This window comes from Paenibacillus sp. J22P169, from assembly GCF_059691995.1.
In genome coordinates this window covers 48,394-68,365 of sequence record NZ_JCAUAO010000001.1, presented here as the reverse complement: position 1 = coordinate 68,365, position 19,972 = coordinate 48,394, and the positions used below count along the sequence as shown (strand labels likewise).

At 44.0% G+C, this 19,972-nt stretch carries 23 protein-coding genes; 12 read left to right on the top strand and 11 right to left on the bottom strand.

Going from position 1 to position 19,972, the window contains the following annotated elements:
* Positions 1 to 143 precede the first annotated feature (143 nt).
* Together AC58QG_RS00355 and AC58QG_RS00350 are read left to right on the top strand one after the other, a co-directional pair.
* Positions 144 to 1,295 (top strand): sensor histidine kinase, encoded by a 1,152-nt coding sequence (locus AC58QG_RS00355; RefSeq protein ID WP_497359729.1) that lies wholly within the window; start codon positions 144 to 146, stop codon positions 1,293 to 1,295.
* A gap of 2 nt (positions 1,296 to 1,297) precedes the next feature.
* Positions 1,298 to 1,948 (top strand): response regulator transcription factor, encoded by a 651-nt coding sequence (locus tag AC58QG_RS00350; RefSeq protein ID WP_497359727.1) that lies wholly within the window; start codon positions 1,298 to 1,300, stop codon positions 1,946 to 1,948.
* Positions 1,949 to 1,955: 7 nt separating this feature from the next.
* On the opposite strand, the gene AC58QG_RS00345 is transcribed toward AC58QG_RS00350, so the two are convergent.
* The gene (locus AC58QG_RS00345; RefSeq protein ID WP_497359725.1) at positions 1,956 to 2,813 is read right to left on the bottom strand and encodes a stalk domain-containing protein; all 858 of its coding nucleotides are present in this window, start codon (positions 2,811 to 2,813) and stop codon (positions 1,956 to 1,958) included.
* A gap of 195 nt (positions 2,814 to 3,008) precedes the next feature.
* On the opposite strand from AC58QG_RS00345, the gene AC58QG_RS00340 reads away from it, so the two are divergent.
* The 5 genes from AC58QG_RS00340 (at position 3,009) to AC58QG_RS00320 (ending at position 7,061) form a co-directional block, all read left to right on the top strand.
* On the top strand, positions 3,009 to 3,647 hold the full coding sequence (locus tag AC58QG_RS00340) for a DUF1054 domain-containing protein (protein ID WP_497359723.1): 639 nt from the start codon (positions 3,009 to 3,011) through the stop codon (positions 3,645 to 3,647).
* Positions 3,648 to 3,758: 111 nt separating this feature from the next.
* Positions 3,759 to 4,439 (top strand): hypothetical protein, encoded by a 681-nt coding sequence (locus tag AC58QG_RS00335; protein WP_497359721.1) that lies wholly within the window; start codon positions 3,759 to 3,761, stop codon positions 4,437 to 4,439.
* A 170-nt stretch (positions 4,440 to 4,609) separates the two neighbouring features.
* On the top strand, positions 4,610 to 5,338 hold the full coding sequence (locus AC58QG_RS00330; RefSeq protein ID WP_497359719.1) for an ABC transporter ATP-binding protein: 729 nt from the start codon (positions 4,610 to 4,612) through the stop codon (positions 5,336 to 5,338).
* Positions 5,335 to 6,366 (top strand): ABC transporter permease, encoded by a 1,032-nt coding sequence (locus AC58QG_RS00325; protein ID WP_497359717.1) that lies wholly within the window; start codon positions 5,335 to 5,337, stop codon positions 6,364 to 6,366. The genes AC58QG_RS00330 and AC58QG_RS00325 overlap by 4 nt, the downstream gene beginning before the upstream one ends.
* Positions 6,367 to 6,404: 38 nt before the next feature.
* A complete protein-coding gene (locus tag AC58QG_RS00320) occupies positions 6,405 to 7,061 on the top strand; it encodes a TetR/AcrR family transcriptional regulator (RefSeq protein ID WP_497359715.1) in 657 nt (218 codons plus the stop codon).
* A 174-nt stretch (positions 7,062 to 7,235) separates the two neighbouring features.
* Here AC58QG_RS00320 and AC58QG_RS00315 read toward each other — a convergent pair whose 3' ends face one another.
* Both AC58QG_RS00315 and AC58QG_RS00310 read right to left on the bottom strand, forming a co-directional pair.
* Entirely contained in the window at positions 7,236 to 8,405 is a 1,170-nt protein-coding gene (locus tag AC58QG_RS00315) for an MFS transporter (protein WP_497359713.1), read from the bottom strand.
* Between the two features lie 33 nt (positions 8,406 to 8,438).
* Entirely contained in the window at positions 8,439 to 9,704 is a 1,266-nt protein-coding gene (locus tag AC58QG_RS00310; protein WP_497359711.1) for an MFS transporter, read from the bottom strand.
* Positions 9,705 to 9,876: 172 nt separating this feature from the next.
* Between AC58QG_RS00310 and AC58QG_RS00305 the strand changes: the two genes are divergently transcribed.
* Positions 9,877 to 11,346 (top strand): aminotransferase class I/II-fold pyridoxal phosphate-dependent enzyme, encoded by a 1,470-nt coding sequence (locus AC58QG_RS00305; protein WP_497359709.1) that lies wholly within the window; start codon positions 9,877 to 9,879, stop codon positions 11,344 to 11,346.
* A 180-nt stretch (positions 11,347 to 11,526) separates the two neighbouring features.
* The gene (locus AC58QG_RS00300; protein WP_497359707.1) at positions 11,527 to 11,946 is read left to right on the top strand and encodes a DUF1885 family protein; all 420 of its coding nucleotides are present in this window, start codon (positions 11,527 to 11,529) and stop codon (positions 11,944 to 11,946) included.
* A gap of 61 nt (positions 11,947 to 12,007) precedes the next feature.
* Here AC58QG_RS00300 and AC58QG_RS00295 read toward each other — a convergent pair whose 3' ends face one another.
* The 3 genes from AC58QG_RS00295 to AC58QG_RS00285 form a co-directional block, all read right to left on the bottom strand.
* A complete protein-coding gene (locus AC58QG_RS00295) occupies positions 12,008 to 12,322 on the bottom strand; it encodes a DUF1292 domain-containing protein (RefSeq protein WP_056612546.1) in 315 nt (104 codons plus the stop codon).
* A 90-nt stretch (positions 12,323 to 12,412) separates the two neighbouring features.
* Complete coding sequence (locus tag AC58QG_RS00290; RefSeq protein WP_497359705.1) at positions 12,413 to 13,030, bottom strand: stalk domain-containing protein; 618 nt, start codon at positions 13,028 to 13,030, stop codon at positions 12,413 to 12,415.
* A gap of 80 nt (positions 13,031 to 13,110) precedes the next feature.
* Positions 13,111 to 14,010 carry an alpha/beta hydrolase gene (locus AC58QG_RS00285; RefSeq protein ID WP_497359703.1) on the bottom strand — a complete coding sequence of 300 codons (900 nt, stop codon included), beginning with the start codon at positions 14,008 to 14,010 and terminating at the stop codon, positions 13,111 to 13,113.
* Positions 14,011 to 14,145: 135 nt separating this feature from the next.
* Between AC58QG_RS00285 and AC58QG_RS00280 the strand changes: the two genes are divergently transcribed.
* Both AC58QG_RS00280 and AC58QG_RS00275 read left to right on the top strand, forming a co-directional pair.
* Positions 14,146 to 14,898 carry an MBL fold metallo-hydrolase gene (locus AC58QG_RS00280; protein WP_497359701.1) on the top strand — a complete coding sequence of 251 codons (753 nt, stop codon included), beginning with the start codon at positions 14,146 to 14,148 and terminating at the stop codon, positions 14,896 to 14,898.
* A gap of 101 nt (positions 14,899 to 14,999) precedes the next feature.
* Positions 15,000 to 16,679: an ATP-binding protein gene (locus tag AC58QG_RS00275; protein ID WP_497359699.1), complete on the top strand. Its 1,680-nt coding sequence runs from the start codon at positions 15,000 to 15,002 to the stop codon at positions 16,677 to 16,679.
* On the opposite strand, the gene AC58QG_RS00270 is transcribed toward AC58QG_RS00275, so the two are convergent.
* Both AC58QG_RS00270 and AC58QG_RS00265 read right to left on the bottom strand, forming a co-directional pair.
* Positions 16,676 to 17,113: a GNAT family N-acetyltransferase gene (locus AC58QG_RS00270; protein WP_497359697.1), complete on the bottom strand. Its 438-nt coding sequence runs from the start codon at positions 17,111 to 17,113 to the stop codon at positions 16,676 to 16,678. The genes AC58QG_RS00275 and AC58QG_RS00270 overlap by 4 nt on opposite strands.
* An 81-nt stretch (positions 17,114 to 17,194) precedes the next feature.
* Complete coding sequence (locus AC58QG_RS00265) at positions 17,195 to 17,653, bottom strand: divergent PAP2 family protein (RefSeq protein WP_497359695.1); 459 nt, start codon at positions 17,651 to 17,653, stop codon at positions 17,195 to 17,197.
* A gap of 99 nt (positions 17,654 to 17,752) precedes the next feature.
* On the opposite strand from AC58QG_RS00265, the gene AC58QG_RS00260 reads away from it, so the two are divergent.
* Entirely contained in the window at positions 17,753 to 18,178 is a 426-nt protein-coding gene (locus AC58QG_RS00260; RefSeq protein ID WP_497359693.1) for a CBS domain-containing protein, read from the top strand.
* A 74-nt stretch (positions 18,179 to 18,252) separates the two neighbouring features.
* On the opposite strand, the gene AC58QG_RS00255 is transcribed toward AC58QG_RS00260, so the two are convergent.
* From AC58QG_RS00255 to AC58QG_RS00245, 3 genes are all read right to left on the bottom strand, one after another.
* On the bottom strand, positions 18,253 to 18,792 hold the full coding sequence (locus tag AC58QG_RS00255; RefSeq protein ID WP_497359691.1) for a hypothetical protein: 540 nt from the start codon (positions 18,790 to 18,792) through the stop codon (positions 18,253 to 18,255).
* A 22-nt stretch (positions 18,793 to 18,814) separates the two neighbouring features.
* Complete coding sequence (locus tag AC58QG_RS00250) at positions 18,815 to 19,366, bottom strand: superoxide dismutase family protein (protein ID WP_497359689.1); 552 nt, start codon at positions 19,364 to 19,366, stop codon at positions 18,815 to 18,817.
* Between the two features lie 180 nt (positions 19,367 to 19,546).
* On the bottom strand, positions 19,547 to 19,873 hold the full coding sequence (locus tag AC58QG_RS00245) for a hypothetical protein (protein ID WP_497359687.1): 327 nt from the start codon (positions 19,871 to 19,873) through the stop codon (positions 19,547 to 19,549).
* Between the last annotated feature and the right edge of the window lie 99 nt (positions 19,874 to 19,972).

Here is a 19,972-nt window from a genome sequence, read left to right as displayed (position 1 = left end):
CCGTTATCTTACATCTTTGCAGGGATATCTACAGGTAGAAGAAGTCATGATCTGAGGTGACAAAAGTCACCTAATCGTGTTAACCCACTTGAAAAGTATGATATACTTTCGTGTATACGCCCTATAAAAGGAAGGGAATCGGTTTGACACAATCACTTCAACTTACACGGTATTTACTCGTGTTGATTCCAGCGATCGCCTCCATGTATTTGGAAACGTACACTTCGAATGACAGCTATTCCCTCTTCGTCTTACTTTTCATTGCGATGATAGAAATGAGGCGTACACGCTTCCCGCGTTCTGTTTGGATGCTCCTCATTGAAATTGGCTGCACAGGCTGGATGACCTATCATTATCAAGGAATATGGTTTATTGCCTTCTTCTCAACATTGATTACCTACAGTGAAAGCACCACAGGGCGAACCTGGTTTCCCGTCTTACTCCTACAGCTTGGTACCCTGAATCTTTCCTTGCAAACACAGCCTTTAAGCTATTATGTAATTGCCAATGCCATTTCCCTGGCGTTTATCTTGATACTCTTCCAATTGCAGCAAACGAGGCAAAACAAAGATGAGGTTGAAATCCTTTATGATCAACTTCGCAAGCAGCATTATGCCCTAGATGAAGCGCGCCTGCAGTTAATGGATTATGCAAGCAAAGTCGAGCATATCGCCCAAACGGAAGAGCGGAACCGAATTTCACACGATCTCCATGATGATTTGGGACATAAACTCATACGTCTGAAAATGATGATGGAGGCATCGCTAAGTATCCTGCCTTCTCAGCCAGCGAAAGGAACAGAGATGCTAACTTCCGTACGGGACCAGCTTGGTGAGAGCATGGATCTCCTCCGTTCAACCGTTAGGCGAATAAAGCCTCCTGAACAGTCTATGCAGATTTACTCCTTGCACAAGCTGATTGAAGGACTGCCAAAGGAGAATGGCATCCATATAGATATGGATATCCAAGGCATGCCCTATGATTTGTACCCCAGTATGGAATTCATTCTTTACCGCAATGCACAAGAGGCGATTTCGAATGCGATACGTCACGGGTCAGCTACGCAGGTTCAAATTGCTTTGGTCTATATGACGAACCAAGTGTCCATGCAGATTTCCAACAATGGTATCGTTCCTTTTGGGCCCACAGCTAAGGGCTTAGGACTTACCGGGATGGAAGCTCGGAGTAAGCTTATCGGAGGAAGGCTGCATATTACGTATGAGGGTAAGTTCACAGTGACGACGATTTTGCCTACTTTTCGCCACATTGATTCTGACAAAAGAGAGGTTGAATGAGAATGATCCATGTTCTAATCACAGACGATGACCCATTTATTCGTGAGAGCTTACAATTAATTATTGGTCTGGATCCGGAAATTACGGTAGTTGGGACTTGCACGAACGGGGATGAAGCTCTAGCACGTATTCACGGTGGCGAACAAGTAGATGTGGTCCTTATGGATATACGAATGCCCATTTGCGACGGCGTGCAAGGAACGAAACAAATCAAACAAGCCTATCCAGATATCGCAATCTTGATTCTGACCACATTTGATGATGATGCCTACATCATTCAAGCTCTACGGAATGGCGCAAGTGGCTATTTGCTGAAAAACATCTCCCCTGACCGCATTATTCAAGGTATCAAAACAGTTAATCAAGGAAATTTACTCATTCATCCTGAGATTGCAAAGAAATTGACTTCATTCATACAAACAACTCCGGTAGCAAGCCCACCTATGTCTAATCCCCTGATCGAATATGGCTTAACACCAAACGAGCAACTAGTTGTTGCCAAAATCGCTGAAGGCTTGTCAAATAAAGAAATCGCCCAGGAGCTATTCCTGAGCGAAGGTACGATTAAAAACTATATTACAGAAATCTTAAGTAAACTAACCTTGCGTGATCGAACACAAATTGCGATTTTCTATCTAAAGAGGCAGCAGTGATAGTCAACTAATTAGCAACCTTGCCTGCCTCAATGTCTTCCATTGAAGAGCTGGCAAGCATGTAATCTAAAATAGCATCCCCTGCGCTCTTAATAGGTGTTAACGTTAGGGTCGTGCGGAAATAATGCCCGTTATTATTCAACAAATAACTGTAACTATTCTCTGTCGACAATTTATCAATAATGACAGGATTCCACGAGTAACTCAATGAATCCATTACAAAATACCTGTATTGTTCGACATAGGCCTTTAAGGCTTTCAACTTAAGTGGATCCGTCTCACCTGTCACGATGACCGACTCATAGTTGGAATAGGACACATTCGGAGGCTGGCTCCCCCAAACATTGCGCAATTCTGTCTCACTTACGTAGAGTTGACCTGTGAATTTCTCCTTCGACTTCCGCAAGGCATCCGTACGAACGCCCAACCGCTCAAGATCCGCCAAACGGTAATATGTCTGATCCGCCATGTTCAAAAGAACGGGAGCGGTAGCCCCTCGGTACTCCATCACTTGCGCATATGGATATTGAAGTACGATATCCGTATAACTCGATTGATTTAAATCGGTTGCTTGACTCAGGCTTACACGCGGATTGACGAATATGGTTTTCGTGCTCTCCTGCCAATTCACTACAGCTCCCAAATAGCCACCTAATTCTTTGACTGGCAAATAACTCGTATTATTATAAATTAATGGTGGATTCGCAAGCTGAACGGCCTGCCCATTGACGACGACCTTAAAATCATTACGAATGTACGCATCGACTCGTTGAAGTACATCCTGTGCGTATACACCTGCCCCAAAACAAGTCCCCATTAGTGTTCCTATGATTGCCACTTTTGACCATTTCGGCATCTTCTTCATCCTTATTCCTCCTGTACCTGTCCATGCTTGTAAAATATAACATTCGACAAATACCTAATTTTCCCTGCTTATTTCGACAATATGGATCTAATGACCTATAGGAAGGCGTCAACGAAACTTGTGATTCATTGCGAGATGTACGAAATTGCTTTAGAATAGTTGAAAAACATGATTGTGAAATGAGGACCTTACATAATGAGTTTTACTGGATTTACACAACACGATTTCGACACCTTTGCCATTGAAGGCTTAGACGGTCGAATGGCTGCGATTCGCGAGCGTATTCAGCCTAAATTCAAAGCACTTGGCGATGCGCTGACAGCCGACTTATCCGTACAATCTGGAACCGAGATGCACCTCCATATTGCCAAACATTTACGACGCAAAATCAATCCGCCAGTCGACACATGGATGGCCATCTGTCCTAATAAACGTGGTTACAAACAGGTGCCCCATTTCCAAGTTGGTCTTTTCGACGACCGCGTTTTCATTTGGCTTGCACTCATCTATGAACTTCCAAACAAAGGCAATATCGCCAAAACGTATATGAATAATTTAAAGCAGATTCAAGCAGAAATTCCTAACGACTTCCTTATATCCTTTGACCATATGAAAAAAGATACAACACCTGTGTCTACGCTCGACACCAAGGGGTGGAACGAAGCCCTAACTCGTTTCCGTGATGTCAAAAAGGCTGAGCTCCTCATCGGTAGAAACTTGAGCTTCGATGATCCTATATTAGCTAACCCCGGAGAGCTGGAGAGCTTAATTGAACAAACCTTCCAGAAGCTGCTTCCTTTGTACAAGCTTGCTGTGGACACGCCGTCCTTCTAATTTCATGAAAAATTTATGTTAAATTAAGGTTAATTTCAACTAAAACGAGGCTTTCCTGCGCAGACTAAGTCCTGTAATTCCCAATAAAACAGGAAGGAGGCCACGAAACCATTGGAAACAACGAAACTAAGAAAGCTTCTCATTAGCTCTATCGCACTCACCTGTATCTTAGGTGGAAGCCTGACTGCTATCGCGCAGAATCCTGATTCCGACGAGCAGCCAACCGCTGGGTGGCAACAAGCTGATGAGAAGGAACAGAGTGGACATCATAAACGGAAATGGCCGATTATTGAAGAATCAGCCACGGTGATTGGTGTAGACAAAGAAGTTCTCTTCAAATCGCTGAAGAGCGGTAAAAGTATTGTTGAAGTCGCTGCAGAAAAAGGCATCTCGGAAGCTGATCTGACAGCCAAGCTCCAGCAATTGCGGACGACCAAGATTGAGACCGCCGTGAAAGACGGTAAGCTAACTGCTGATCAAGGCGATCACATGAAGCAAAAGCTTGGCGAGCATCTAAAGTTCATCCTTAATGAGAAGAACCTATTAGCTCACCATCCTGGTCACGGTAAGCACAAATTCGGCTTAAAACCCGATACCGAAAAACTCGCAAAATCGCTCGGCATGAGTAAAGACGAGCTTCGTACGCAGCTGCATGCAGGTAAATCATTAACTGAAATTGCCCAAGCAAAAGGGATTTCCAAAGACAAGCTAGTGGTATCCATCAAAGATCAACTAACCCCTTCTATCGAGAAATGGGTAGATCACAAAATGGAACCGAAAGCTAAAAAGTAATTGTGAGAAGTAACAAGAGGGGCATTCCATCGAATGCCTCTCTTTGTTTGCACTTCTTTTTTTGAAAATGAGTGATTACTCACTTCTCAACCTCATACATATGTCGTATGATGGGTTTAGATTGCAAAATGAGTGATTACTCACTTTAATTCTTCGAAAGAGGTGCAGGTATGACGTCCAACACATCGATTCAAGTGCAAGGGGTCAGTAAGCAATTTGGTGAGAAAACCGTTTTGAAAGACATTACACTTGCTGTGCCTAGTGCAAAGATTTTCGGACTGCTGGGTCCATCAGGATCGGGTAAGACGACACTTGTTCGCTTGATTGCAGGAATTGACGCCCCTACATCCGGTCAGGTGCATGTACTTGGACAGAAGATGCCACAGCTTGCAATGCTCTCTCAGATCGGCTATATGGCACAATCAGACGCCTTATATACCGAGTTAACGGCGCAGGAGAATCTTGCATTCTTCGCAGCCCTGTATGGACTCAAAGGAGCTAAATGTAAGCAGCGCATTCAGGCCGTTATGGAGCTCGTTGATTTAAGTGCTCATATGAAGAAGCAGGTCAGCAACTATTCAGGAGGAATGAAGCGACGTTTATCACTTGCCATTTCCTTGCTGCATGAGCCAAGCATTCTCATTCTCGATGAGCCTACAGTCGGGATTGACCCTGTCTTACGAAAATCTATATGGCAGGAGCTAACCAATCTGAGCCATAAGGGAACCACCATTCTTTTGACCACACATGTCATGGATGAAGCAGACAAGTGCCATCAGCTTGGTATGATTCGTGATGGGAGTCTCACCGCAATCGGTACGCCAGAGGAGTTAAAGAAAGCAACCTCCTCCTCTACGATTGAAGAAGCATTCCTTGTGTATGGAGGTGCTGGAGCATGAGAATTCGAGCCATTGTCATTCGCATTTTACGCCAATTTTTCCACGACAAACGCACACTCATGATGATGCTTGTTGCCCCCATGCTCATCTTGTTCATGATGTCCTTAGTCTTCAATGGCAACACGTACGTTCCTAAGCTGGGAGCTGTAAATGTCCCTGCCCCGCTCATTCAGAAATTACAGGATTTGAAAGCTGAGGTCACGGTATACACAGCTGAGGAAGCCCAAACGGAGTTGGACAATGTTCACTTAGATGCTGTACTTGTCATGAATGGAACAACGCCGCAACTAACATTGGAAGGCAGTGATCCAAGTAAGAACAAAGCTGTTCTATTCTTACTTCAAAAGGCGTTACAAAGTGCTTCCCCCGCTGGGACTGCATCAGTTCTTACGCCTGCGATTACGTATTTGCACGGCGCGGCTGATATGGCTGCCTTTGATAATTTCGGACCGGTACTCATTGGATTTTTCGTCTTCTTTTTCGTCTTCTTGCTTTCTGGTGTGTCCTTCCTAAGAGAACGTACGGGTGGCACCTTGGAGCGATTGCTCGCTACACCATTACGCCGATGGGAGATCGTCGTTGGGTACATCCTTGGCTTTGGGATTTTCACCACCTTGCAGGCAACGCTCATTGCTTGGTTTGCAACCAGCGTCCTTGGCCTCATGATGGTTGGTTCCTTCTGGTACGTCCTGCTCATAACGCTATTACTTGCACTTGCTGCCCTTTCCTTAGGAACGCTAATTTCAGCATTCGCGAACAATGAGTTCCAAATGATTCAATTCATACCACTCATCATTGTGCCACAGGTGTTTTTCTCAGGCTTGTTCAGTTTGGATACAATGTCGGTTTATCTTCGCTGGATTGGGCATTTGATGCCGCTCTATTACGGAGCTGACGCCTTGCGTAATATTATGATTCGCGGCGCCGGCTGGGACCGCATCTGGCTCGATGTTCTCGTACTCGTGTCATTTACACTCGTCTTTATGATCTTGAATATTGTGGCACTGAAGAAGCACCGTAAGTTATAATGGATGGATGTTTAGGAACTGATAAAGAGGTGAATGCAATGTCCGATATCGAGCCATGGTTAACTGAGCTGCTGCGTCTGAACGACGAAGAAGAGAAAATGACCGATAAACAGATTAAGATTGTTCAGGCGGCTGTGGAGATTTTCTCTGAGAAAGGTTTTGCAGGCTCCTCTACGAGCGAGATTGCGCAGAAGGCTGGCGTAGCGGAGGGCACGATCTTCCGTCATTACAAAACGAAAAAAGAACTGCTCCTCTCGATCGTAGCGCCTATGATGACCAAACTCATTGCACCGTTCGCGGTTAAAGATTTTACTAAAGTTTTAGAAGCTGACTATCCAAGTGTTGAGTCCTTCTTACGCGCGATTATCGTGAATCGATTGGAATTTGCCCGCAAGCACTTTCCAATAATCAAAATTTTCATGCACGAAATCCCCTTTCACAACGAGCTTCGTGAGCAATTTAAAGAGACGGTTGCTGTGCTAGTGCTGGAAAAGGCCTATAAAGCCATTCGACATTTCCAGGGGCAGGGTCAAATCATTGACCTCCCTACACCCACAACGATGCGGCTGATTGTTTCCACCATTATCGGATTTCTTATCACCCGATTTCTCCTTGTTCCCGATGCCGAGTGGGATGAAGAGAAAGAAATCGACTATACGATTAAGTTCATTATGTATGGTCTGTCGCCACGCTAATATGCCGAAGAGTCAGTTCTCAAGGAATGTTCTGCACTGTTCTATGCTGTAACGATGTTTTTCACGCTTACAGCGTAGAACGAGCATGAATAGGTTTATCTTCGCTGTTGTAAACAAAAAGCTGCACATCCCTCTCCTTTTGGAGAAGTGGATGTGCAGCTTTTCTACGTTAGACTAGACCGCTCGTTGCGCGGTAGTTTGGCGATCTACCAGAATGAAACGCTGCAGCAGTAAGATTGCAGCTAGGCAGAGCACGCCGCCGATAATGAACGGCAGCGAATGCGCGATCGCGAACACCGCTCCGCCAAGGAGTGGGCCCGCGATGCGGCCCAAGCTGTCCATGGAGGAGCTAAGCCCTGTCGCGACGCCTTGTCCAACCTTCGTGCGCTGCGTAATCAGCGACGTCACACACGGTCTGATCAGCGCGTTCCCTGCGCCGAAGACCGATAAGTAAATCGCAGCGGTTACGACGCTGCTGGAGTAGAGCAGCAGGAAGAAGCCAGCTGCTGAGAGCAATAAACCGATGCCGATGACGAACTGCTCGGCACCTTGCTTCACCAGGCGGCGCACGACGCCGCCTTGGATCAAGGCACCGACGATGCCGCTCGCGAGGAACATCATGCCGATGTCAAACGGCGTGGCGCCGATTTTGTCCATTTGATAATACTGAAGCGTTGCTTCAAGTCCTGCCAAAGTGAACGAGACGAAAAACGATAACACGTACAAATACTTAGAAGCACCATCGAATGCGGTCCAACGCGAAGGCGCTTTTTCTTGCGAGGATCTGCGCTTGTCCACCGTTAAGGATTCTTTGAGAATCGCAGCAGCGAATAGGAACGAAGCAAAGGATAGCGCAGCAGCTACGAAAAATGGCGTGTAGGTTCCCCATTTGCTGACAATCCCGCCAACTGCTGGTCCGAAGATAAAGCCAAGCCCAATTGACATCCCTACCATGCCCATGCCCTTCGTCCGATTCTCTGCGGTTGTGATATCCGCGACATAGGCAACAGCACATGCCGTTGCCGCTCCTGAGAATAAACCACCTAAGATACGGGATACATACATGATCCATAATTCATCATTAGCAAAGCCGAAAATCAAGAAGCTTATACTAAATCCCAGCAGTCCGATTAAGATAATTGGTCTACGGCCGATACGATCCGATAAGCCTCCCCAGATGGGAGACATCAAGAAGGAAGCGGCGGAATACACCGATAAAAGTAATGCGTTATGAAACTTCGCTCCTGCTCCATTCACAACTTCTGGCAGCACAGGAATGATAATTCCGAATCCGATAAAGATCGTCATCAGCAACAACATGATGATTCCAATCTGTTTGTTCATGATGCGTTAAGCCTCCAAACCATTTCTTTTTCCTTATCGTACCATACCTTTTTTGGGGATGGAAATGAACATTTGAAGAACAAGCAGCCCGATAAGTACAAATCCACTCGTCAAAAATGGCGCGTGATACCCATATACATCCCAAAGCTTCCCAGAAACAATAGGGCCGACAATCATCCCAAACCCTTCAATCGTGAGGAAAAACCCCCAAACTGCCCCTCTTTTCTCAGGAGGAATTGCAGAAGCAATCAGTGCATTCCATGATGGAATAATAAACGCATAGCCCACGCCAAGTACCGCTACCAAGAAGTACAGCATCCCCATTGATTTCACAAATGTAAAGAGCAGCAGCGCTGCTGCGCTAAGCGTAAACCCAATGAGCAAGAACGGACGAATCCCAATGCGGTCTACCATTTTGCCCATTGGTATCAGAAAGATAACCGTTACCGCTCCTCCAGCGACCAAAAATAGGCTGTACTGAAACGAAGATAGCATCAATACTTCCTTGGCATAAAGGGTTAGAATCGGCGTTAATATCCCTAGTGCAAATGTTTGAGCAAACATAGCTGGAAACATCAGCGGGCTAACTGACATCGATTTCCGAACCTCGCTTAAATAGGTAGATACGCTTTGCAACCAAGCGTGCCTTCTGGCTTGATGCGACTTGACTGCGACTTTCTCCTCATCCCGAGCATCCTTGGTTACGCTCACCTTCTGTTTACGTGGAAGCATGAGAGCGACCAGGACGACTAACGTCATACAGCCGATAAGCAATTTGAAGGCAAAAGCATAGTTATTTTCACCTACGAAAAAATTAATCACAACGGGACCTAGTCCGACCCCAGACAGCCACGCCATATAAACCACACTCATGATCGTTGCTTTGCCCTCATCACCCGCTACCTCTGTCGTTCCGGTAATTACACAAGGCCATAAAGGGGCCGTACCAAATCCGAGCAGCGCACAGCCGACGATCATCCATATGTATTGCGTCGTTATTGCCATAATGATAACCGAAAGGAACGTCAACAAAACCCCAGTTAGCATAGTCACTCGATAGCCGAGCCGATCAATAATCCACCCAACAGGTGTACGTAATACATTATCGCCAATATATTGAGCAGCTAGCGTCCATCCGATAACAAAAGCAGAAGCTCCGAGCGCTGTTGTCATATAAACCGGTAAAATGGTTATTAGCAAAGCACCCTTTACAAATTCGACAACAAACATAATAATTAACAGTTCCATCACAAATGGGGAAAACAACCGATTTTTCCGCCATTTTTGCATCCAAATCATCCGATTTCTCCTTTATTTTGCCTATTTATCCATCTCAGTGTTAGTTTGACCCCATTTTGTGCAAACTATTTTGAAAAAATTAACTTGCATCATATCTCTAGTTTGATATACTCATTTTGTTTGTTGCAACTTAAGAACAAGCAATCCACGATAGAAGGGAAGCGATAATCAGGTGGATCATACCCGTACACCCCTGTTCTCTGCATTGCTTGCGCATGCGGAAAGAAATCCTATTCAGTTTCATATTCCTGGCCATAAAAAAGGAGTCGGCATGGACCCGGAGTTTCGTGCTTTCATTGGCGACAATGCCCTGTCCATCGATCTTATCAATATAGCACCGCTAGATGATCTTCACCAACCGATGGGGGTCATTGAAGAAGCTCAGAAGCTGGCTGCACATGCGTTTGGCGCGGATCATACGTTCTTCTCTGTTCAAGGCACCAGTGGAGCGATTATGACAATGATAATGACCGTCTGTTCCGAAGGCGACAAAATTATTGTGCCGCGGAATGTCCATAAATCCGTACTAGCCGCGATCATTTTCGTTGGAGCAAAGCCAGTCTTTATCCAGCCTGCTCGCGATAAAAATCTGGGAATTGATCACGGCATCCCGACCCGCTCCGTTCGTCGAGCTCTCGAGAAGCATCCAGATGCAAAAGCCGTACTTGTCATCAATCCCACATATTACGGCGTGTGTACGAACCTCAAAGAAATCGTTGATCTGGTTCACAGCTACAACATGCCAGTTCTTGTAGATGAAGCGCATGGTGTGCTCATCCATTTCCACGAGAAGCTGCCGATGTCTGCTATGGATGCTGGCGCTGACATGGCTGCTACGAGTGTACATAAACTTGGCGGCTCCATGACGCAAAGCTCCGTCCTTAATGTCAAAGGAAATCGTGTAAATCCGAAACGTATTCAGACGATCATATCGATGCTGACGACGACTTCGACTTCGTATATTTTACTAGCCTCATTAGATACATCTCGTCGACATCTTGCTCTAAATGGACGTGAAATGGCAGAACGCACGATTGAGCTTGCTCATTATGCGAGAAAGCAAATCAACGAGATTCCTAACCTATATTGTTTTGGAGAAGAAATTCTCGGTGATGAAGCTACTTATGCCTATGACCCTACCAAAATCTGCGTACACGTCCGTAAGCTAGGTGTCACGGGCTTTGAAGTAGAGAACTGGCTGCGCGATCACTACAATATCGAAGTCGAGATGAGTGACATGTACAACATCCTCTGCCTCTTCACTCCGGGAGATACACCAGAGAATGTAGAAATTCTACTAACGGCATTGCGAGAACTATCTCACATCAATGATGATGTTGTTGAGGTTAAGGAAGTTGTCATCAAGGTTCCTGCGATACCGCAATTAACATTGACACCACGCGATGCTTTCTATGGAGAAACGGAAATTCTGCCTTTCAAAGACTCCGCTGACCGGATCATTGCTGAGTTCATTTATGTTTACCCACCAGGTATCCCTATATTGCTTCCTGGAGAGGTCATTACGCAAGAATTGATCGACTATATTGTTGAGCATGTGGAAGTCGGATTGCCAGTCAAAGGCCCTGAGGATCGCAGTGTACAACAGGTGAAAGTAATCGTAGAAACTCAAGCTATTTTCTAAACATATAAGATCTTTTTGGTTTCACTTCATAATTCGGCTTAATTTCAAGATAAACGGCTCCGTCGTCCATTAGGATGGCAGAGCCGTTTATTGCAACTCTCAACCACGAGGGATATATTGTAAAACCGTTTACATGATGCTATGATATGGGTGATGTTTTGCGAATGAGGTGATCAAGGAATGGCTCAAAGCGCTTATATTAAATTCGTAACAGGATCTGCTGTCGCGGCACTTACCTTGGATGAAATCAAGGACAAGCTGCTGCATTATCGGGATCAACTCAGCCTGACAGCCAAACAGCTCGGTTGGGAGTATGACGAAGCCGGATTCCCTTATACCATTGAGACGAAACCGGAAGGCGAAGGTAAATGGTTTTATCTGAAAGGCATCAATCCCTTATATCATACGATTGTGGTTGGGGTCGGTTCTGAACAAAACCAGGAGCAAGAACGCCAGTTTGTACAATTCGTATTACCTGACAATGCCACACATGGCGACAAGAGCAAAGGCAATGAATTCTGCAAATATTTGGGCAAACTTCTGAAAGCTGAACTTCATCTATTTAACGGTAGAATCATGTATTTCAATCCTAGAAAATGAATAAACACAAACAGAAACCCCCTAACAGATCATTCTGCTAGGGGGTTCTTATGTATAGCTCTTATTCTTCGCCTTCTTGAGCCACGATTTCATTATAAATCGTTACCACACGTTCCCACTCTTCTTCGTCTTCAATGTTGACAAGGAAGGCATCTTCGTCCTCTTCTTCAACACGGAAAATGACGCCGTCTGCTTCAGGATCATTACGATCTAGTAGAACAGCGTACGCTTGCTCCTGAGATTGGAAGGTATATACCATGACCATTTCATGTTCTACACCGTTCTCGTCCGTTACGATAAAAACGTCTTCCCCTTGCTCGTCGTGATCGTGGTCACAGTCCGGGCCGTGTACATGATCATGCTTCTCATCGCTCACAGGCAGAACCTCATTTCATTAAGTAATAAGTTACTTAAATATCCTATCATTTTCATAATAAGAGGTCAAACCAGATCATTTCCATTTGGCTTATTCGGATTGAATTTGTTTCTCCGAAACCACGGAATAATCGTCGCTGCCATTTTGCTGCATAGCAAATTTCACTACATATGTACCCGCTTCATCAAAGGACACGCCATATAAAGGTACCTTCAACCAAAACGATTCTTTGGAATCTGCAATTGATTTCTCAACTGGTGTAATCACATTTCGTCCACTAGGCGAAACAATGGACACGCGAACGGAATTAATGCTCGTTTTCAAATTATCCACCTGCGCGAAAACGATGAAGTCCGCTTGCTTACCACGTTCAACTACGCCGAAAGGGACGATCGCTGAATCTTTCCGAACTTCCGTTGTAAAAAACATATGTACATTCGGCTTGAACAAGTATGCTGTTTTGCTTGAATCATCCCACTTTAACAAAGCTTGTAAAGCATCGCTCATTGCACGTAATGGCAGCACTGTCTTGCCATCCACAATGAGAGGCGGGACATCTGCATCTGCGAATTCCTTCGTTTGATTGTTTACGACTAATCTAGCGATATTATATCCTTTATATTCCCCCCATATCGAAGAGGCTACCACCGCAGCCGTACTTAAAACAAAGAACACAACCATCAACGTAAAAATGCGCTGAACTTTCATCTCATTTTAACCTCCAACCTCGTTAGTCATCTGTCTGTCTGATCTTTATACGCCGATGGTTATGAAGAGTTGCGATGAATTTATAATTTCGTAATAAAATTAAGAACACGCTTAATATAAGCTTCTGATTCCATTTGAAAAGAGCCTACATGCCCCGCTTTCTCTGTGATCCATAGCTCAAAATCCTCTGGGTGACGATTATACATCTCCATACTATTGGTATAAGGAATAGCTTGATCATCTTTACTGTGAATGAATAGAATTGGCCTCGGTGCTATCTGATCGACAGCAGCTAACGCATCAACAGCATAAGGGTTCACACCAATTAGCTTGGGCAAAATAGATAGAATCAGCGGAGTAAACGGAATCCGTGGAAGCTTAGACCACACGGGCAGATTCTCCTTCAAATAGGGAATTAATTGACCGAAAGCACTGTCTGTAATGACACCTGACACAGCTTTATCTTCCGCAGCAGCTAGTAGGGATGACGTGCCTCCCATTGAAAATCCAAGTAACATGATTTTCGTTGGATGATTTGTCGATGTCTTCACCCAATCGATAGCACCCAGGATGTCTTCCTTTTCAAGGAAACCTATCGTTGTTGTATGCCCTTCTGAGCGTCCTGAATTTCGGAAATCAAACATAAGCACATGGTGCCCTGCATGCACAAGTGCTTGAGCTAACGATAGCGCGGGGAGACCCTTTTCCAGTCGTGTGCCCGCATAACCATGGGACATGATGACAGTTGTCGTTAAGGATGTGGCTGGCGCGTTAGGAGACTTCAGGTACCAGCCATCTAACATAACCCCCTCTGTTCTGCTTGGGAATTTAACATCAACACGATGTAGATTATAATTCTCAGGAGCATCATCCACTAACTTCCGTTCCGGATGCGTTAATTGCCAACCAACGTAGGTGGAAAGTCCAACTAAACAAAGCAAGATAAGCAAAACAATGATAAATCCTAGCAACCAATTCATTGTGAGATCAACACCTTCTATTCGAATACTTTAGTTCTACTGTTACTTTATTTCCACATATAGAGGTTGAAAGTCGGCAACCTCCCATGTTACATTAGAAAAAGATGGATTTTGTCGAAAATTGGAGGCTGCTGAATGAGTTTGCAAATTCAAATGTTGGGAACCGGCAGTGCCTTTTCCAAATTGTATTACAATACAAGTGCCTTAATCCGATCTACGGACGCCACTATTCTTATTGATTGTGGGCCAACTACGCCTAAATCACTGAATGAAATTGGTGTAGAACTCGATCAAATCGGTGGTATTCTCATTTCACATATTCATGCTGATCATATAGGCGGCCTTGAAGAAGTAGCCTTTCGATTATTCTATCAATATAACCGCAAACGCGTGCAGCTTTATATTACCGAGGCATTAGCTGATGTTCTTTGGGAGAATAGCCTGAAAGGCGGTCTCTACAATCCGGAAGAAGGCTTCAACCAGCTTCAGGATTATTTCGAACTTGTCTTTCTGCAAGAAAGAGAACCCTATAACATCTCAACTGAGCTAACGATTGAAATCATCCCTACCCTTCATATAGCTCATAAGCTTAACTATTCGATTTTTATTAATCATCGAACCTTCTATAGTGCAGATTTGCAGTTTAATAAAGACTTGCTCATCAACGAAGTTATACATACTAGAAATTGTCACACCATTTTTCACGATTGTCAATTAAGCGGTCCGGGTTATGTACACACAACACTTGATGAACTTCTTACCCTGCCCGATCATATTCAGAAACTCGTGTATCTGATGCATTATGATGACCACATGCCTGATTACATTGGACAAACAGGTCATATGACCTTTATCCACAAACATGATATCATCGAAATCCTAGATTAATCTAGATGTTCATCCGAAGCCTTGAGAAAAATATTCTCAAGGCTTCTTTCGATAAAATCCCCATTATTTCTCAATTTTTTTTCGAGAACAGCAGGGATTTTATGACAAACATAGAACATGTCACAGTAGTATGTGAACGGCGGAAATTCCAATCGGGAGCTGATACGGTGATTATCAATGGGGTTTATTATGTTTATGTTATATTATATGGCCTATATACGATCTATCTGCATTCAGTATTGAACATTCCTTCGTTTGTTCTAGCTGTATTACTTTATGTTTTAGCTGTTCGCTTCTCCTCTCCACATCCTGCTATGCCGTGGATTCAACTACTCCTCATTGCTTCGCTTCATGCCCTTGGACAATCGGGTCTATGCTATCCCTTATATTTATTAACTCTGGCACACCACACTTACAAGGAAGAAAGCAAATTGAGCGCATGGACATTGTCCCTAGGTTCCGTGATTATTTATTTGACTACGGTTAATTTCATAACTCATTCCGCATCCCGAGAAACCATGTTTGGGTTCACGAGTATCCTCGACTTCGCAGCCGTAACTTGGCTAACACGGACAGCCTATCTTCGTTCTGGAAAAATGGATCGCATTCGCAATGAACGCCATTTATTAACGCAAAAAGACTCCCTTACCGGTCTTTATAATTATGAAGAATGTCATCGAAGACTTGAGCAACAAATCAAACACTACCAACCCCTCGTTCTGTTTCTAATCGACTGTACGGATCTGAAAGCAATGAATACCTCTGGTGGCTTTCAAGCAGGTAACTTCGTACTAAAGCAAATGGCTGATCTCCTTCAAATACTATTCAAAGATGCGCTATTTATCGCGAGATATGGCGGCGATGAATTCGCAGTCGTCATGCCGCTTCACAAAGATTTTCTGACAACCGCTTCTTATCAACAAAAGTTGGATTCTGAACTCCCTAAGCTTACTGGTATTCAAAATACATATGGCATTGCTATCTTTCCGCAAGATGCCTTGACGAAAGATGATCTTATTTTGCACGCGGAGCATAATCTATTTATGAAGAAGCGTGAATCTTGGTTAAAACGCGAAGAACAAATGCAACGGTCAGAGAAACTGCGTGTCGTCGGTGAACTGGCTTCTGGCATGGCTCATGAGATAAGAAACCCCTTAACAACAGTCAAAGGCTTTTTGCAATTATCAAAAGCAAGCGATTACAATATTGAAAATTGGTATGGATTAATTATGGATGAGATCGATCGGATGAGTGATTTGACCGGTGAGTTCCTTCAATTCTCCAAGCCGCACCAGACAGTCTTTCAAACCCATTCATTGAATGAATGCGTGCTCAAAGTTATTGCGCTCATTGAATCCGAAGCCACAAGCTCTGGGCATGAGATCCATTTTCATGAGTCGACCTACGCCGTTCACATGCTTATGGATCAAGATAAAATGTTACAGCTCTTGTTAAATATGATGAAAAATGCTTGCGAAGCCATGGAATCAAACGGTTCTATCCACATGAAATTAAGCCGCGATCAGAAGAACGCGACTTTAGTCATTGCGGATAACGGTCCTGGTATTCCGAGTGATCAGCTAGAGAAGATTTTCCATCCCTTCTTCACTACCAAAGAAACAGGTACCGGACTGGGATTATCGATTTGTTATAAAATTGTACAGGATCATCAGGGTACATTAGAAGTCGAAAGCGAGCTCGGGATCGGCACACGATTTATTCTTACCTTCCCACTTTCCGTTACCGTGACTTCTGGAAATGAAAATGCAGCTGTTAGTTAGAGTGTTTTCTTCATTCTGACATGTAGAATGCCAGCATCATAAAACGGCTCGTCGGAAATCACTTTATAGCCTAACTGACTGTAAAAGCCTTCAGCTTGGCATTGCGCGTCTAGAATGGCATATTTGCAGCCTAGTTCGAGCGCCTGTTGTTCCATAGCTAGTATAAGTTGTTTCCCTAATGAGCGCCCTCTATAGTCCTTTAAGACGGCAACACGCTGTAATTTAGCTGTTGCTTCTTGATATTCATACCATCTGGATGTAGCGATGGGTACTTCGCCGTCCTTAATGAGAAAATGATGGCAGGCTTCTGGGGACTCATCCTTTTCATCCATCTCAAGGTGAGCGGGTACTTGCTGTTCATCAACAAAAACGTTAAATCGCACAGCAAAACAAGCTTTCAGTTGATCCGTTGTCGTAACACGAATAGTTTCCATATGGGCATCTTCCTCTCTAAGATCGTTTCTTGATCTTATCCCATTCAGGAAATGTTGTCCACATGTACAGCGATCGCGTCTTTACTTTCTCTCCATCAAATAGCTGCAAGCACCAATGGCAAACCCCAATATTGCACCTACTGCAACTTCCCGAGGTAAATGACCTAATCGTTCTTTCAAGGCCTTCCGTCTTCTGGCATGATAGAGCCCAGGGTGCTGCCTAGCAATTCGTTCGACCTGTTCGTCTAAATCATTCACTTCAACCGCAATTTCGCCAGCTGATCTTCGAATGCCCATGGCATCATACATCACGACAGCCCCGAATACGGAGCTCACAGCGAAATCAATGGCAGAGAAGCCTCTTTTCATTCCAATGTAGGTAGCGAGTGCCGTAACACCTGAAGAATGGGAACTCGGCATCCCGCCAGTTTGAACCAATTGTGTCCAGTCCCATTTTTTACTGAACACATATGTTAAAGGTAATTTGATGGCTTGAGCGGCACCAATACCGATCAACGCTGTAGTCAATGCTCGATTCATTTCCGTTCACCTCACTACTAGCATCCATCACAGGTTTAGATTCTATGCGCAAAGTTTGATATACTAGACACATTGATTCTTATGTAAGGAGTGTGACTGATGAATATCGCTTTTTTCCTTTTGCCTAAATCCGAAGTTATTACCGCGACTCCACAAGCAACCCTTCGTCAAACACTGGAACGCATGGAGTATCATCGATATACTGCTGTCCCGATTCTTTCTGATGATGGTCATTATGTTGGTACCGTTACGGAAGGGGATCTTTTGTGGTTTCTCAAAAATTCAGAGCATATCGGATTTGAGAATGCACACCGCCATGTGCTTGAGGAGGTCCCTCTTCGAGTTAAAAATAAACCCGTTCATATTCATGCAGAAATGGTTGATCTGATTGATTTAGCCAAAGTGCAAAACTTCGTACCTGTCGTCGATGATTCCGATAAATTCATTGGAATCGTACGGCGGAGTGAGATCATCGAATATTGTGCAAAGCAAATGAACTTTAAAACCAAAGCTGTACAGTCCTAATATTTATACCTTATGAGAAAAAGCAAAAAGGCTGAGTGGATTCAGCCTTTTTGCTTTTTCTTATAGAAGAGGCGTTATTGCACCTGGCCATTGGAGGAAGCTTTGGAGGAAACAAATTCGCTTGCCCAGTCTACCATCCCGTTCATTAACGTCAGAATGAGATTTACTGCATCTTTTTCCGTTAACGAGCCATTTGACTGACTGCTGACGTACTGCGACGTCTTTTGTTCCAACTTTACGACTAAATCTTTAATTTTCAAGAGCTCATTCGCTAAATCAGTTACTTGCTGGTTATTCGAATTGCCTTGGCCAGATTTCATTTGCTGCGTTTGATCTTGATCACTGTTTTGATCTTTGTTTTTATTCTGTCCCTGATCTTGGCTTTGGTTCTGACTTTGACCTTGATTTTGACCTTGATTTTGCGAGGTATTCTTTGCTGAATCCTGTTGCGCGGCGTCACCATTGCTCGAGGAAGCTTGCTGTCCCTGGCTATCTTGAGAGCCTTGCGCACTGGAGATCAACATTTTTTTGACCTGTTCTAATTCAATAAGTACCATATCATTTTGTTTTGTTAATTCATCCATTTGAAGCTTGAGATCCTGTGTTTTGATCATGTTGTCGAAACCCTTCCTTCCCTTATTTCACAGCACCGCAAGCAATCCGTTTACCCGAGTTGCCGGATGGATCCGTCTTCAAATCATCTGCCTTCTCATGGATTACCAAGCTTGATCCTTCTGGTTTAAACAGCGAATTAGGCTGTCCCTTTTCTAACACCACTGCCTTCGTAACACTACTAAATCGCCCATTACCTTGTGCATCCACAATAAGATTTGGCAGATCCCCTGCATGCGCACCTTTCGGATTTAAGAACCCATGCTCCTTGTGTTGTGGATTGAAATGACTTCCTGCTGAATCAAACGTTGGCGCTTCACAAATCGCTTTCTCATGAATGTGCAGACCATGAACACCAGGAGAAAGCCCACTGACTTGTACATCCATCTGTACACCTTCACTGACAGCGGTTAATTGCGCTGAACCTACCGATTGGTTGTTGGCTCCTATGAGCGCAACAGTGATTGTTGCTGGCGGCGAAGTGGGTTCTGCTACTGAGGCGCTTCTGGCTGCTTGACAACCTGTCAACATGAATATGCCTAGGCTGGCGGTCACCATAAATCGAATTGATTTCATCTTGTACAATCCTCCTGTAAAACCACACATTGGTATATTCTACCCTTAGGATGCACAACTGCCCTTCATGGTAACCGCATGTCAGCTATAAAATTTTCTAACTCTTCCGATTTAACAGAGAAAAACCTGCCATCTTTCGATTGCAGGCATCTTCATCATATTTCTTCTAAAAGAGTACGATTATAAAATAGTCATGAGCTTTGCAATAATTTGTAAGTTTTCTAATTTCCGTTTGTAGAAGTGAAACTCAACCTTCGAATGTTCAACTGCATCTTCCATCTGTAGGACCTGCTTCTGTAATTCTTTCGTATGTGGCCATAATTCCGCTTGTCGTTGAAGCTCATTCTTCCCTGTAACAAGCCCTTCACCTATTACTTCGTACTCCTTCGCCAGAAGCATATGCTTTGCCCAATTCAATTCAGACACGGCATCGATATAAATAGCTTCCGCTTGTTTCAATAATTCTGGTACAAGTTGTAGCTCTAAAATAACATCCGACCGATTCATTCGGATTCCTCCTATGAGTTTTCATAGAAACTCAGCATAGTAATCATAAAATATTGGTGCTTAGCCTCATTTATATTCATAGAAAAATAAAACATGCAC